At 52.6% G+C, this 15,749-nt stretch carries 7 protein-coding genes and 4 pseudogenes; all 11 read left to right on the top strand.

Annotated elements, in window-relative coordinates:
• Position 1: 1 nt before the first annotated feature.
• The 11 genes and pseudogenes from ESZ91_RS00495 (at position 2) to ESZ91_RS00455 (ending at position 15,748) form a co-directional block, all read left to right on the top strand.
• Positions 2-604 (top strand): hypothetical protein, encoded by a 603-nt coding sequence (locus tag ESZ91_RS00495; protein ID WP_129223038.1) that lies wholly within the window; start codon positions 2-4, stop codon positions 602-604.
• Positions 601-1,722, top strand: coding sequence for a cysteine desulfurase family protein (locus tag ESZ91_RS00490; RefSeq protein WP_129223036.1), 1,122 nt, complete (start codon positions 601-603; stop codon positions 1,720-1,722). Before ESZ91_RS00495 ends, ESZ91_RS00490 begins: the two co-directional genes overlap by 4 nt.
• A gap of 3 nt (positions 1,723-1,725) precedes the next feature.
• Positions 1,726-2,880 (top strand): tRNA uracil 4-sulfurtransferase ThiI, encoded by a 1,155-nt coding sequence (gene thiI / locus ESZ91_RS00485; protein WP_129223034.1) that lies wholly within the window; start codon positions 1,726-1,728, stop codon positions 2,878-2,880.
• A gap of 186 nt (positions 2,881-3,066) precedes the next feature.
• Positions 3,067-4,257: a coenzyme F420-0:L-glutamate ligase gene (locus ESZ91_RS00480; protein ID WP_129223032.1), complete on the top strand. Its 1,191-nt coding sequence runs from the start codon at positions 3,067-3,069 to the stop codon at positions 4,255-4,257.
• 9 nt (positions 4,258-4,266) lie between these two features.
• A pseudogene (locus ESZ91_RS11855) lies at positions 4,267-4,465 on the top strand (glutamine-hydrolyzing GMP synthase); the annotation flags it as partial.
• Positions 4,466-4,572: 107 nt separating this feature from the next.
• Positions 4,573-5,565, top strand: a pseudogene (gene guaA, locus ESZ91_RS00475) (glutamine-hydrolyzing GMP synthase); the annotation flags it as partial.
• A gap of 58 nt (positions 5,566-5,623) precedes the next feature.
• Positions 5,624-6,139: pseudogene (locus tag ESZ91_RS11850) on the top strand (GrpB family protein); the annotation flags it as partial.
• A gap of 60 nt (positions 6,140-6,199) precedes the next feature.
• Positions 6,200-6,661, top strand: a pseudogene (locus tag ESZ91_RS11845) (GNAT family N-acetyltransferase); the annotation flags it as partial.
• Between the two features lie 200 nt (positions 6,662-6,861).
• Positions 6,862-9,246, top strand: a complete 2,385-nt coding sequence (locus ESZ91_RS00465; protein WP_161970978.1) for a helicase domain-containing protein — start codon at positions 6,862-6,864, stop codon at positions 9,244-9,246.
• A gap of 3 nt (positions 9,247-9,249) precedes the next feature.
• A complete protein-coding gene (locus ESZ91_RS00460; protein ID WP_129223024.1) occupies positions 9,250-9,936 on the top strand; it encodes a YjjG family noncanonical pyrimidine nucleotidase in 687 nt (228 codons plus the stop codon).
• Between the two features lie 136 nt (positions 9,937-10,072).
• Positions 10,073-15,748, top strand: a complete 5,676-nt coding sequence (locus tag ESZ91_RS00455) for a DUF4011 domain-containing protein (RefSeq protein WP_129223022.1) — start codon at positions 10,073-10,075, stop codon at positions 15,746-15,748.
• Position 15,749: the final 1 nt, after the last annotated feature.

Genomic DNA, 15,749 nt, shown 5'->3' with positions numbered 1-15,749 from the left:
CATGCAAGAAGTTTTTTATGAAGAGAGCGTAAGCACGCATAACGAAAAGAGCGCCAAAAACAAATATACTTTGTTTACGGTGTTTATGGTTTTGGCGTTTGTTTCGGCTGTTTTATGCTTTCTCAACGTCATGTTTTCGCCCACGCAGGATGACGGAAAAGATTTTACCATGGCGATCATCGTCAATCTCGTGATCTGGATCGTCTTTACCGTGCTGTTTATCGCCGCGGGCATATTCTTTTCGATGAAGCGCCACGCCTTTTATCTGAGTTACGATTATACCTTCGTTTCGGGCGAACTGCGCATTTGCAAGGTCATTCATAACCGCAAGCGCAAACTGCAATACCGCCTTTCGGGCGACCGCATCATCAAGATCGGAAGGGTAGGCAGCGAATCCTACAAAAAACTGAAATTTACGCCCGATATCAAGGAAGTGATCTTGACGCCCAACAACGTCGCCGAAGAGGATAAGGAATTTTTCTATTTTCAGACGCAGACGGACGCGGGCAAACGGCTTCTGATTCTGGAGTGCCGCATCCAACTGATCACGCAGATCGTGCGCTATATGCGGAAAAATATATTGGAAACGGAATTCAACAAATGATCTATCTGGATAACGCCGCGACCGCGCGCCCCGATATCGGGGCGGCGGAATCGGCAATGCGCTATTTAAAAGAAGATTTTTTCAACCCTTCGTCAATGGTCCGCGAAGGGTTTGAAATTCATAAAGAGATGGACAAGGCGCGCGCGTCTTTGCTTTCGCACGTAGCGCGGAGCGAAACGCACGAACTCGTCTTTACCTCCTGCGGTTCGGAGTCGGATAATCAGGCGCTTTTTTCCGCGGGACGGCGCGGCAACGTCGTCATAACCGAGGGCGAGCATGCCGCCGTATTTGCCGCCGCGGCGGAACTTGCGCGGCGGGGGATCGAAGTGCGCCGCGCGCGCCTCAACGGGAACGGCAGCGTGGACGTAAACGATCTTCTGAAAAAAGTCGACCGCAAAACTTCGCTGGTTTCGGTCATTCACGTCAATAACGAAACGGGCGCGGTCAACGATATCGACGAGATTTCGCGTGCGGTCAAAGAGATCAACGCCGCTGCGGTCTTTCACAGCGACGGCGTGCAGGCGTTCGGCAAACTTTTGTACCGTTTGGGCGAAAATATCGATCTGTATTCCGTGAGCGCGCACAAGATCGGCGGCGTGCGCGGCATCGCCGCGCTGATACGCAAAAAGAAGTGCGTGCTGCATCCTTATATTTTCGGTGGGGGGCAGGAAAAGGGGCTGCGAAGCGGCACGGAAAATACCTTCGGCATCGCGCAGTTCGCTTTGGCGGCCGCCGCGAAATACGCGCGTTTGCAAGAAAATTACAGGCATGCCGAAGAACTTTCCTCCTGTGTAAAAAACAGTCTGGACAAGCAGATTTTTAAAATTATATCCACGGGAAACTGTTCGCCGTATATCGTCAGCGCGTCGGCGCGGGGGCTGCGCGGCGAAGTATTGCTGCACATGCTCGACGATAAGGGCGTCGTAGTCGGGACGGGTTCGGCGTGTTCCTCCAAAACGCGTTTCAGCCGCGTAATCCTTGCGACGGGCGCGGACGAGCCGACGGCGGACGGGATCTTACGCATTTCTTTCAGCGCGGAAACGACGATGGAAGAAACAGAGCGCGCGGCGGAGATCATCAACGGCTGTGCGCGTGAATTATACGAAAAGACGAGATAAATAATGGATAAAGTCATCATCATCCGCTACTGCGAGATATACTTAAAAGGAAAAAACCGCGGCTATTTCGAAAAGGTGTTCATGAACAACCTCGAAAAGTCGCTTTCGGGCATCCGTCACGAGATCAGGAAACCGAGCGGCCGTTACGTCGTCGAAAATTTTGACGCGCAGGATATCGGGCGCATACTCGAACGCCTGCAATGCGTGTTCGGCGTACATTCGATCAGCGTCGCCTATAAAGTGCCCGCGGAACTTTCCGCCATCGAAGAGGCGGCTCTCTTCGTCGCGCCCAAAAACGGCACCTTCAAGGTGGAGAGTAACCGCGCGGATAAAAGATTTCCTCTCAATTCCATGCAATTAAACGCGCATATCGGCGGCAAGATACTGGAAGCCGTTCCATCTTTGGAAGTGGACGTGCACGCGCCCGAAAAGACCGTTCATATCGACGTCAGAGAAAACGGAACGGCGCTCGTGTTCAGCGATCTTCAAAAGGGCGCGGGCGGCATGCCCGTAGGTACGGCGGGACGCGGACTTTTGCTCATTTCGGGCGGCATCGACAGTCCCGTGGCGGGGTACATGATCGCCAAACGCGGCATGAACGTGGATTGTCTGCATTTTCACAGTTATCCCTATACCAACTTGCAGGCGAAAGAAAAAGTGGTGGAGTTGACGCGCATCCTCGGGCGCTACGCCGCAGGCGTCACGCTGTATACGGTGAGCGTCACGCATATTCAGGAAGAGATACACAAACATTGTCCCGAAGATATGATGATCACGCTCGTGCGACGCTTTATGATGCGCATTGCCGAACGGCTTGCGAAACAGATCGGCGCGCAGTGCCTCATTACGGGCGAAAGCCTGGGACAGGTCGCGAGCCAGACGATCGAGGGCATGACTTCTTCCAACGCGGTCGTAAAGGATATGCCCGTACTGCGCCCGCTCGTCGGATTCGACAAGACGGAGATCGTCGATCGTTCCAAGGCGATGGGCGCGTTTGAAACGTCCATTCTGCCGTATGAGGACTGCTGCACGGTCTTTCTTCCCAAACACCCGCTCATTCGCCCCAAATCGGAACAGGTCGAAGCGCAGGAAAACAAACTCGGCGTGGAAGCGCTCATCGAAGAGGCGCTTTCGACGCTGGAAATCATTCGTCTTTGATCGTAAGCGGACGGCATTGCCGTCCGCTCTCTGTTTTCCGCAAAAAAAATCGAGAAATCCGCGTCGAGCATTTTACAAAGGGGCAAAGATTGTGATATAATAATAAACGGATTTTTATCGGTTTGCGCCCGTATCCTGCGGGCAGCGGCTTACATACCCACAGATATTCTATGAGGAGAGTTGATTATGGAACGTAAAGTAGGAACGGTTTCGCGCGGAATCCGTTGCCCCATCATAAGGGAAGGGGACGATCTTGCAAAGATCGTGGTTGACAGCGTTTTGGAGGCTGCCGAAAGCGAAGGCTTTTCCCTCCGCGACAGGGACGTGATCTCTGTCACCGAATCCGTCGTGGCGCGCGCGCAGGGCAATTACGCCTCTACGGAGGATATCGCCGCGGACGTGCGTTCGAAACTGGGCGGCGGTACGATCGGCGTTATTTTCCCCATTCTTTCCCGCAACCGTTTTGCGATTTGTCTGAAAGGCATCGCAAAGGGCGCAAAGAAGATCGTTCTCATGCTCAGTTATCCCAGCGACGAAGTGGGCAACGAACTCGTGACCTGGGATCAACTCGACAATGCGGGCGTCAACCCGTACAGCGACGTTCTGACTCTGGAAAAATACAGGACGCTGTTCGGTGAAAACAAGCATCCCTTTACGGGCATCGATTACGTCGCCTATTACAGCGATCTGATCCGCGAAGCGGGCGCCGAGGTGGAAGTGATCTTCGCCAACAATCCCCGCGCGGTCCTGCAATATACGAAAAACGTGCTTACCTGCGACATTCATACCCGCGCGAGGACAAAGCGTATCCTCAAAGCGGCGGGCGCAAACGTCGTGTGCGGCATGGACGATATTTTAAACGCGCCCGTGAACGGCAGCGGCTGCAACGAGCGTTTCGGGCTTTTGGGCTCCAACAAGTCCACCGAGGACAAGATCAAACTGTTCCCGCGCGATTGCACCGATCTCGTGTACGAGATCCAAAAGAGCGTTCTGAACCGTACAGGCAAGCACGTCGAAGTGATGGTGTACGGTGACGGCGCGTTCAAAGATCCCGTGGGAAAGATTTGGGAACTTGCCGACCCTTGCGTTTCGGTGGCGAATACCGACGGACTGGAAGGAACGCCCAACGAGATCAAACTCAAATACCTTGCCGACAACGATTTCAAAGATCTTTCGGGCGAGGCGCTCAAAGACGCTATTTCCGAGAGGATCCGCGAAAAGGAAGATAATCTCGTGGGAAATATGGCGTCGCAGGGAACCACGCCGCGAAGGCTGACCGACCTCATAGGCTCGCTGTGCGATCTGACGAGCGGTTCGGGGGATAAGGGCACGCCTATTATTCTAATCCAGGGCTATTTCGATAATTTTACCGACTGAGGAAACAAAATGAAACAGGACATGATCGTAGTATTGGATATGGGCAGCACGCGCAACACGGACGTTGCGCGCGCGATCCGCTCGCTCGGCGTTTACAGCGAGATCTGCAATTTCGACGTAACGGCTGACGAACTCAACGCGATGCCCAACGTGCGCGGCGTCGTCGCCAACGGCGGCCCGAACGACGTCGTAGACGGTAAAAAGATCGCTTTGAGCGAAGAAGTGAAAAAGAGCGGACTGCCCGTCTACACTTTCGATTACGCGGAAAACGGAAGAATGAACAAAATGCCCGAAAGCGATCAAGAGATCGCCGAGGCGCTCCGTTCGTTCGTGTTCGACACCTGCAAAGCCGCCGCAAACTGGAATATGGAAAATTTCATCGCCGACCAGGTGGAATTGATGCGCCGTCGGATCGGGGATAAAAAGGTTTTGCTCGCCTTGTCGGGCGGCGTGGATTCGTCGGTCGTCGCGGCGCTCCTTTTAAAGGCGGTGGGCGAACAGTTGACCTGCGTGCACGTCAACCACGGGCTTTTGAGAAAGGGCGAACCCGAACAGGTCGTCAAGGTGTTCAAGGACGAGATGAAAGCCAATCTCGTTTACGTGGATGCTACCGACCGCTTTTTAAATAAATTGGCGGGCGTTGCGGATCCCGAACAGAAGCGCAAGATCATCGGCGCGGAGTTCATCCGCGTGTTCGAGGAAGAGGCGCGCAAACTCGACGGCATTGAATTTCTGGCGCAGGGCACCATCTATCCCGATATCGTAGAGAGCGGTACGAAGACCGCGAAAATGGTCAAGAGCCACCACAATGTGGGCGGGCTTCCCGAAGATTTACAATTTGCATTGGTAGAGCCTTTGAAAATGCTCTTCAAGGACGAAGTGCGCGCCTGCGGCGTGGCGCTCGGCCTGCCCGACGCGATGGTCTACCGTCAGCCGTTTCCCGGCCCCGGGTTGGGCGTTCGCTGTCTGGGCGCGATCACCCGCGACCGTTTGGAGGCGCTGCGCGAATCGGATGCGATCTTGCGCGAAGAATTCGCCGCGAACGGTCTGGAAGGAAAAGTCTGGCAATATTTCACCGTCGTTCCCGATTTCAAGTCGGTTGGCGTGCGCGACAACGCGCGCTGCTACGATTGGCCCGTGATCATCCGCGCGGTCAATACGGTAGACGCGATGACCGCCGAAGTGCCCGAAATCCCGTTCGCAATCCTGCGTAAGATCACCGACCGCATTCTTTCGGAAGTAAAGGGGATCAACCGCGTCTGTTTTGATCTTTCGCCCAAGCCTACGGCGACCATCGAATGGGAATAAAAGAATATCGGACCGCCGCAAAATTTGCGGCGGTTTTTAGTTTGGGAGGAAAATTTTCATGCCACAGCAAGTCCGCGTCGTCGCTTACGACGCGCGTTGGGCGGATGAATTCCGCAAAGAGAGCGAAAAAATAAAAGAAATACTCGGCGGCGAATGCGTCGCCGTGCACCATATCGGCAGTACCGCCGTCGAAGGATTGCAGGCAAAACCGATCGTCGATATCATGCCCGTCGTGAAAGATATCGGAAAGATCGACGCATTGTATCCCGAATTCGAGGCGCTCGGCTACGAGTGTATGGGCGAATTCGGCATTGCGGGCAGGCGATATTTTCGGAAAGGCGGCGACGAGCGCACGCATCAGGTACATATTTTCGAAGAAAGCAACCGCGCGGATATCGGACGCCATCTTGCCGTCCGCAATTATCTGCGCACGCACGAGGAGGAACGGCGCGCTTACGGCGAACTCAAAGAAACGCTCGCGCGGAAATTTCCGCGGGATATCGAAAAATACTGCGACGGAAAAGAGCGGTTCGTGCGCGCTTTGGAACAACGCGCGCTTTCCTGGAGTAAATCCGAACTCGGATTTTCGCTCGCGAAACCCTCCGTTTCGTTTGCGAAAGAACTCTGCAAACACGCGGATAATCCCGCGATCGCCGCGAATCTGCGCGATCTGTTTCCCAATCCCTACACCTTGCGCGACGCGGAAGGTTTTATGAAATTTTGCGAGGCGGAAGAGGGAAAATCGCAGTTTGTGCGCATCATCGTCGTCGATGAAAAGCCCGTCGGCTGCCTCTCTGCGACGTTCGGGCAGGACGTTTCGCGCCGCGACGCGGAGATCGGATATTGGCTGAGCGAAAATTATTGGGGGCATAATATCATGCCGCGCGCGTTGAACAGGCTTGCCGAAGAGGTGTTTTCCGAAACGGATATCGTGCGCTTGCACGCCGTTCCGTTTGCCTTTAACAAGGCGTCCTGCCGCGTGCTTGAAAAGAGCGGTTTCGCTTTGGAAGGGCGGCTGAAAAGCAGCGTATTCAAGAAAGGAAATTTGTACGATTCCCTGCTTTACGCGAGAATAAAAGAGCATTTTTGCGAATAAAATAGAGAAACGGGCGCATCCGAAATGATAAACAAAAAGAGCGGATGTGTCTGTTTTTTTATATAAACCGTGTAGCAAAAGTCACGATACATAAAAAAACGGTGAATAATTTTCGAAAACTATTTATTTTTACCCCGATGTGTGTTATACTAACACAGTATAACGGCAAGCAATGGAGCGGTCGGCGTTTAGAGGAATTTATGGATCTTACCTTTACGGAAATGAAGAACTTAATAAAGAGCCAAAAGCAGCCCGACAAGCAGTTTTATCTCGATCTTCTCGACGAAGATAAACAGCGGGAGTATGAAGACACGCGCGTCAGAGCGGTCATGACTTTGCTGAAAGCGGATTATATCAATCCCTTGAAGATCAAGATCAAAAACGACCGTGACGAGGCGGAGGCGATCAAAGCCGAACAGGACTTTTCCGCTGAAAATTATCAAAAGATCATCGCCATCAACGCGCACATCCGCGAACTGAAAGAACAGATCGAAGGCTACAAGGGCTTTTTCACCGAGCCGTATTTCGCCCGCATGGACGTCTATGACGATCAGGAGGGTTACAACAGTTATTATATCGGCAAGCGCGGGGACGTCAATCTGGAGATCGTGGACTGGCGCGCGCCGCTCGCCCGAAAATATTATCAGAAGAGCCAGATCAATTTTTCCATCAACGAATACTTCTACAAACTGATCTTGCGGCGGGCTCTTCGCACCGCGAACGGAAAACTCGTCGATTTCAAAAACGAATATCTGAGCCTTCGGGACTATCTGACCAAAGAGGAGATCGCGGGGCGCGACGAAGAGATCATTTTCGATCCATTCCTAAAAGAGATTTTAAAGACGAGGAAAGAGCAGTCGGAAATTTCCGATATCATCGAAACCATTCAGGAAAAGCAATACGATATCATCACCAAGCCCGAGCGCGACAACTTTATTTTGCAAGGCTGCGCCGGAAGCGGCAAGACGATGATCATGCTGCACCGCCTCAGTTATCTCATGTACAACAACGAGAAACTGCGGCCGCGCGACGTGCTCGTCATCACGCCTTCCGATTCTTTCAACGATTTCATTGACGAACTGGCGACCATTCTGGAACTGGAAAAGGTAAAAACCAAGACCATCGACGAATACTTTATCCAACTTTTGCAAAACGCGGGCATCGACATTGCGGACAAGATAGATCATAACGCGAAACTGCCTATAAAATATCTCGAATACGTCTATTCCGAAAAGTTTTTGTCGGACGTGGAAGGCAGGCTTTCCAAAATGTACGACGGCATCGTAGGTATGTTCGTCAGCGAAGAGTGTACTTCCGTCATCGACAACGTAGCGGCGGGGTGCCGCGAACAGGACGAAATTTTCACGCACGTGAAAAACGCGAGCCTGCGTGTGCGCCGCGCGGTGCTCGGCGAGATCAAGGAAAAACCCGAGGGCGGGCTGTATTATACCAAACCTTTCCGCGAACTGATGAACGCGGTGACGGCCGTCGAAGAATTCCTGCGCGTCGACTTAAAGAGCGAAAAAATCAAAAATTACAGTTATTTTTACAACCGTATCCTCACGTTCTATCGCTCCGCGCACGTCATTTACCGTTCGTCGGGCAAGATCGTCGACGCGGCGCTTACCGACCTTGCGACGCTGAAAGACCTCGTGGGCAGGGAGATCACCGATTTAAAGCGTTATAAAATTTTCAAAAACGGCGCGGAAGTGGAGACGTACGCGGACAGGATAGCCCGCCGCGGCGAACTTTTAAAAGAGATCGCCAAAACCGAAGAGCGTATACGCGAGATCGGCGATCGGTTCGGCGGCGTCTGCGAACTGTTCGAAACGCTCAAAGGCAACGCGAATTTCGTCGCCATCGGCAAATGCGAAACGACGCTCGAACTTTCGCGCATGCTCTATAAAGATATCGTAAAAAAGGCAAAAAAGAAATTCGGTATCGGCAAGGGCATGTTCAAGAGCGACGCCTATCTTTTGTGCCTCGTGTTATCCCTTTTGGGTAAACAACTCGAACCGCATTTCGGTCTGGTATTCATCGACGAGGGACAGGATATTTCCTCCAACGAATATAAACTGTTGAAAATGATCAATAAGGAGGCCGCTTTCAACGTGTACGGCGATCTCGCGCAGAACGTGACGGGATTCCGCGGCTTGCAGTCGTGGGATGAGATCGGCATTCGGGACGTATATTACCTCAATCAGAATTACAGGAACACCAATCAGATCGTAGAATACGTCGCCGAGCGGCTCGGACTCAATATGCAGCCGATCGGCTTCGACGGACTGCCCGTGACTGCCATCGGTATCCGCGGCGTGAGCGGCTTTTTCAAGGATAAAAAGGGCTTGAAAGCGGTCATCGTTTCCGAGGCGGTGGCGGAACGGCTGTGCCGCAAAAGTTATAACGTGCTTTCCGAAACGGGTCGTATCTCCAAATCGAAAATCAACTTTATGACCGTCTACGAATCCAAGGGACTGGAATTTACCTCGGTCGCCGTGGCGGACGAGGGCATGACCTTAAACGAAAAATATATCGCTTACACCCGCGCTCTGAAAGAGTTGGCTGTGATCGAACTGAAAGACTGACCTATGCGTTATCATTATTTTTTACTCGATGCGGACGAAACGGTTTTCGACTTTATCGCCTCTTCGAAAGAGAGTTTGCGATACGCGCTTGCACAGTTCTCGCTCCCGTATTCCGATGAAATTTATTCGCTCTTTAAAAAACACAACGATGCCGTATGGCGCGAATACGAGCGCGGCGCGCTCACGAAAGCGCAACTGCGCGTCAAGCGTTTCGAGTGTTTTTTTGCCGAACAGGGCGTTATTGCGGACGCCGCATCGGTGGACAAGATATATTTCGACAAACTTTGTACGACGGGTTATCTGTTGGACGGCGCCGACGCATTTCTTTCCGGACTGAAAGAACGCGGCGAAATATACATGATCACCAACGGCACGACCGCCGCGCAGGAAGGCAGGATCGGCGCGAGCGGCATCGGCAAATATCTGGACGGCGTGTTCATTTCCGACGAACTGGGCGTTGCCAAGCCGCACAGAGAATTTTTCGATCAGGTATTTTCCGCGGTCCGAAAAGATAAAAAGCGGTGCGTCGTGATCGGCGATTCGCTCTCTTCCGATATTCTGGGGGCGAACAACGCGGGGGTAGACAGCATCTGGTATAATCCGAAAGGGCAGAAAGAGGAGAGTTTCGCCCGTCCGACGTTTACGGCGGGCGGCTACGAAGATATTTTGAGGATCATAGATAAAAGTTAAAGAAAGACCGCTTTACCGCGGTCTTTTTCCGTATACGGCGGAAAAATAAAGTCAATAATATTTTGACGCAATACCTTGCCATAAATCGGCAATTATAGTATAATATTGATAATGAAACTTAGTGGACGGAAACAGTATGGCAAGTAAGAAATCGGCTAAAAATACTTTGAAAGAGGCGGTTACGCTCTCGTATAAACTGCAACGTTTTGTCAGTTACGCGGACTTTTTCAACCGCGTGCCGCTGTTTATTTCTTTGCAGGTTTCCAATCAGAGTTCGGAAACGATCGACGATATCGACGTCGTGATCGAAAACGCTTCGGGGCTTTTATTGCCGTTTTCGAAACATCTGGAACATTTACCTTTCGAAAGCACGGTAGAGATCGCGACGGAGGACGTTCTTTCGCCGCTGTATCTGACGGAGATTTCCGAAATCACCGTGCAGCCCGTTACCATAAAAGCGCTCAGCGGCGCTACGGTCATCGTGGAGGAGCGCGCGGAAGTGACCGTGCTGCCCTTCGATTATTGGAGCGGCCGCAGCGGCAACGCCGAACTTTTATCCTGTTTTTCCCGCCCGAAGATCGCAGACTGTCTGCGCGTCCTTTCCGAGGCGCAGGAACAGTTGAAAAAATGGGGTATCGCCTGCGAATGGCGCGGCTATGCCGAGGGCGATAAGAATAAGATCCGCCAGATCGCGGCCGCCATATTTTCCGTTTTAAAGAAAAATTCCATCGAAAAATCCGCGGCGGAATTTCAGTACGAAGATCCGATGCCCGTCGGGGATATCACCAAAATTTTGAAAACGCGCGTCGGGACCTCGTTCGAGTTGACGTTGTTTATCGTATCCTGTCTGGAATGTGCCAATCTGCACCCCGTTATCGTGGTCGGGGAAAAGAGCGTCAGTTGCGGCGTGTGGCTGTACGATAACTGCTTTTTGGACAGCGTGAGCGACGACACGGTGCTTATGCAAAAGTACATTTCGGGCGGCATCAACAATATCAGCGGCTTTGACGTGGAGGACGTGTTTTCCGGGCGCAACGTCAATTTTACCGCTTCCGAAAAGCATTTCGCGCAAAAACTCGACGGCGGATATTTCGATACGGTCATCGACGTAAAGCGCTGCCGCCTCGCCCGCATTTATTCTCTGCCTTTGAAGGTAAAGGGCATCAAGGGTTACGAACTTCTGGGCGACGATGAAACGAATATCGAAGCGGCGCCGCAGAACCTTGCAGGCATCAAAAAATTGAGCGTGGACGGCAAGGCGACCAAAAACAAACAGTGGGAACGCCGTCTGCTCGATCTTTCCCTCAAAAATTCTCTGCTCAATTTCAAACCCGATAAAAACTGCCTGCACATAGTGAGTTCGGATATCAACGCCACATTCGGCGGGCTTTCCTCGCACAGCGAATACGCCGTTCTGGAAAAACCGACGGACGGCCGCGGCATGATAGACGATCTGTCGTTTTTCGGTTCCGCGTCCCGCCTTTCCGCACTGTCCGCGCTTTTGGAAGTGGAACTGAAAAATAAACGTATCCGCACCTATTCTTCCAAGGACGAGGTGAACGACGTCATGCGCTACCTCATCAAAAAGGCAAAAACAGCCGAAGAGGAGGCGGGCGCGAACGTCATCTATCTCGCATTCGGTTTTCTGAAATGGTACGAAAACGGCGTGGGAGAGCCGAAATACGCGCCCCTGATCCTTTGCCCCGCGAAGATCGAAAAGAGCAAGGGCGGCAAGGGCTATTCCGTACGCTTTACCGACGACGAAATGCAGGTCAATACGACGCTTTTGGAATTTTTGCTGCGCGAATATAAGATCGATATCCGCGGGCTGGACAATATCGCGTCGGGCATTCAGATCTCTGAGATCATCGCCATGGTGAAAATGGAGATCCTCAACATGAAAAACTGGGACGTCGTGGAGGAAGTGTATCTCGCCAATTTTTCCTTCGCGCGCTATGCCATGTGGAACGACGTCCGAAAAAACATCGATAAATTCCGCAAAAACCCGATGGTGAAATCCCTCTTGAACAACCGTCTGGAGATCACCAATAACGTGTTCGAGGACAAGGCGGAGGACGAATATCCCGCCGCCGAGGTGCTCTCGCCGATGGTGGCGGACAGTTCGCAGTTTTCCGCGATCGCGGAGGCGATCAACGGCGCGAGTTTCGTGTTGCACGGGCCGCCCGGAACGGGAAAATCGCAGACGATCACCAATATCATCGCGAACTGCCTCAATAAGGGCAAACGCGTGCTGTTCGTCGCGGAAAAACAGGCGGCGCTCTCCGTCGTCAAAAAGCGTCTGGACGGCATCGGATTGGGCGATTTCTGTCTGGAACTGCATTCCAATAAAGTGGATAAGAGCGTCGTTCTGCACAATCTCGAAACCACGCTCGATTTAAAGTGCGAAGAGGAGGAGGGCGAATTTGCCGCCAAAGGCGAACTCATCGAGGCGCTTCGCAAAGATTTGAACGAACCCATCTCCGCGCTGCATAAAAAGCGCCGTTTGGGCGTTTCCGTGTACGAGGCGATCCTCATATATCTCAAAAATAAGGGCGCGCCCGACGTTTTGGACATCGAAAGCACGTTTTACGACAGTCTGACCAAAGAAAAACTGGAAACGTACGAAAAGATGCTCATGGAAGTCGCCGCCGCCGCCAAACAGTGCGGGGGCGTCTACCGCTCGCCCTTTGAAAACGTCAACCTGACCGAATTCGACAGCGACGTGCGCAATACTGTCTATTACAGCGCCGAAGTGATGATCGCGGAGATCCGCCATTTAAAGAATTATCTGAGTTTGTTCCTCGATTTTTACCGCCAGCGCGTGAGTGCCTTTACCGATAAAAAATTGCAGACGCTGGTACAACTCATCGAAGTGCTGCGCGGCGAGGAGATCAAGGAATATTTCGACTGCGATGAGAACGAGTTTTACGTGTTCTTCAACGCCAACCGCCGCCTCGACAGACTTTTGGGCAATTATTTCAAAAATTTCAAAGCGCTCATTCCCGTGGATGTTAACGAGGCTGTCATCGAGCAGGAACTGGATAACTGGGGCGACAATTACAAAAGTTCCAAGGTTTTGGGAACGCTCGCCAAACGGCTGAGAAAGGCCGCGATCGTCAAACTTTCTCCGCAGGAAGAGTTGAAGTATATCGGCATTGTCGCGCAGATATACAGCGACCTCAATCTGATCAAAACGAACACCCGTCTTTCCGCGAACTTTACCGACCGCGGAGGGAAGATCAATTTCAAGCGCCGCGAGGATTTCCTGGAACCGCTCATGCAGATGCACGCGCTCTGCGAAGGCGTGTTCATGGACTATAACGCGGACAGTTTCAACAGCGTTTTGGTAAAATCCGTCGGCAGCGGTTACGCCGTCCCCATTCTCGACGGTTTGAAACAGGCGATCGCGGGATTCGAGGCGGGCAAAAACAATTTTGCCGCCGCCGTCAACGCCGATCCCGAAGGGTGGTACGACGAAGATCTTCTCGATTATTTCAACGACAAGGCGAGCGCGCTCATCGACAATATCGATATGCTCGCGGGCTGGTGCATGTTCAAGCGTATCTCGCACGAACTGGACGAGGCGGGGCTGACTTTTATCACCGATTCGCTCGCGAGCGGCGCTATATCTTCGGATAATCTTCTGGATAGTTTCCGCAAAAACGTATACCGTAATTTTCTAGAAACCAACATCGGCGCGGATGCCGTGCTCTCCAAATTTTCTTCCAGCGTTTTGGAGGAAAAGATCGAACAGTTCCGTGCGCTCGACGAGCAGTATTCCGAACTCGCAAGGGAGCATATCCGCCGCGCGCTCATATCCCGACTGCCTTCCACTTCTACGGAGGGGGCGTTGAGTCTGGAAGTGCTCGCGTTCCAGCGCCATTTGAAGAGCAATCTGCGCGGCATGACGCTGAAAGGTTTCTTTGCGGATATTCCCGAACTTCTCACCGCTTTGGCGCCCTGTATGCTGATGAGTCCCGTCACCGTGGCGCAGTATCTCGAACCCGAACCCGATCTCTTCGATCTCGTTATTTTCGACGAAGCGTCGCAGTTGCCGACGAGCGAAGCGATCGGCGCGCTCGCGCGCGCAAAGAGCGCGATCATCGTGGGCGATCCGAAACAGTTGCCGCCTACCTCGTTTTTCAGTTCGGGCTATGTGGACGAGGAAAATCTCGATAACGAAGATCTGGAAAGCATTCTCGACGACTGTCTTGCTCTGAGCATGCCCGAAAAGCACCTTACCTGGCATTACAGGAGCAAACACGAAAGCCTGATCGCGTTTTCCAATATCATGTATTACGGCTCTAAATTATGTACGTTCCCTTCGCCCGACGCGCTCGAAAGCAAAGTGCGGCTTGCGCTCGTGGAGGACGGCGTGTACGACAGGGGCTTTACCAAGCGGAATAAGGGCGAGGCGGACGCGCTCGTAAACGAAGTGATCCGCCGCCTGAAAGATCCCAAACTTTCGCAGTCGAGTATCGGCATCGTCACGTTCAGCACGGCGCAGCAGGATTATATCGAAAGGCGGCTATCCGACGCGCTCATCAAAAACCGCCTGGAAGACGCGGCGTTTGAGAGGGAAGAACCCATCTTTGTCAAAAACCTCGAAAACGTACAGGGCGACGAGCGCGACGTGATTCTTTTCTCCGTCTGTTACGGTCCCGACCGTACGGGCAGGATCTCCCTTAACTTCGGACCTTTGAACCAGGTCGGCGGTTGGCGCCGTTTGAACGTGGCCGTGTCCCGCGCCCGCGAAGAGATGGTCGTGTTCGCGTCGATGACCTCGGCGATGATAGATTTGTCCAAGACCAACAGCAAGGGCGTCGCGGGACTGAAAGCCTTTTTGGAATTCGCGCAGAAGGGCAAGACGACGCTCGCCCTCAACGCGGAAGAATTGCAGAGCGCAAAGAGCGGCATCGGCAAATATATCGCGCGCGAACTGAAAACGTACGGCTACGAATGCCGCTACGACGTGGGTATTTCCGAATTCAAGATCGACTGTGCGGTCGTCGATCCCAAGAACAAAAAGAGATTTATCCTCGCCATATTGTGCGACGGTTCCACCGCGTTCCGTTCGAGCGCAAAAGACCGCTGTATCTTGCAGACGCAGATCTTGAAACACAACAACTGGAACGTCGTGCGGCTGTTCAGCATTAACTTTATCAACAATCCCAAGCGCGAGATCAAGCGTATCAAGGATATTCTCGACCGCTTAACGGGCGTGGAAAAGCAGACGCGCGACTATCTGACCAAATATAAAAAGGCGTACCGCTACGCCAAACTCGAACAGCAGAACAATCTGGCGCAGTTTGTGACTTCGGGCGAAAACGACGCGGAGATCGTGGCGCGGCTCAAAGCGATCGCCTCGGCGGAAGAGCCTTTCAGCGAACAATTTTTGATGAAGCGGTGTCTGAATTCTTTGGGCGTTTTGAAATACGGCGCGAAAGTGGAAGAGCGCATGCTCAATCTCATCAATCTTTGCGAATTGAAACGGGAAACGCTGTGCGGCAAAACGTATCTGCGCAAGACGGATAAATGCCTCGACTGCGACTTTTACCGCTACGAGGCGGGCGAGCCGATCCGTAAGACCGAACAAGATTTCACGCCTTACGAGGTCATCGCACTCATCAAAGGGCTTTTGGAAAACAAAGTCAGTCTGTATTGCGACGAACTGATCGCGCTCGTGTGCACCGAACTGAAAGTGGCGCGCCCGAGCGACCGCTTTACCGAATTTATCAACCAATGCATCATGCTGGGCGTGCAAAAGGGCATCTTTATCCGCTCCATCAGCGATCGGATCAGTTTCTGTTAAT

The organism is Candidatus Borkfalkia ceftriaxoniphila (assembly GCF_004134775.1).
GTDB classification, from domain to species: Bacteria; Bacillota; Clostridia; order Christensenellales; family Borkfalkiaceae; genus Borkfalkia; species Borkfalkia ceftriaxoniphila.
This window is presented reverse-complemented; position numbering and strand designations above follow the sequence as displayed.

Bases quoted from the DNA above. Each gene is read 5' to 3' on its own strand.
- ESZ91_RS00480 (WP_129223032.1), top strand. From the start codon at position 3,067: ATGGAACGTAAAGTAGGAACGGTTTCGCGCGGAATCCGTTGCCCCATC.
- ESZ91_RS00495 (WP_129223038.1), top strand. From the start codon at position 2: ATGCAAGAAGTTTTTTATGAAGAGAGCGTAAGCACGCATAACGAAAAG.
- ESZ91_RS00465 (WP_161970978.1), top strand. From the start codon at position 6,862: ATGGATCTTACCTTTACGGAAATGAAGAACTTAATAAAGAGCCAAAAG.
- ESZ91_RS00490 (WP_129223036.1), top strand. From the start codon at position 601: ATGATCTATCTGGATAACGCCGCGACCGCGCGCCCCGATATCGGGGCG.
- thiI (WP_129223034.1), top strand. From the start codon at position 1,726: ATGGATAAAGTCATCATCATCCGCTACTGCGAGATATACTTAAAAGGA.
- ESZ91_RS00460 (WP_129223024.1), top strand. From the start codon at position 9,250: ATGCGTTATCATTATTTTTTACTCGATGCGGACGAAACGGTTTTCGAC.
- ESZ91_RS00455 (WP_129223022.1), top strand. From the start codon at position 10,073: ATGGCAAGTAAGAAATCGGCTAAAAATACTTTGAAAGAGGCGGTTACG.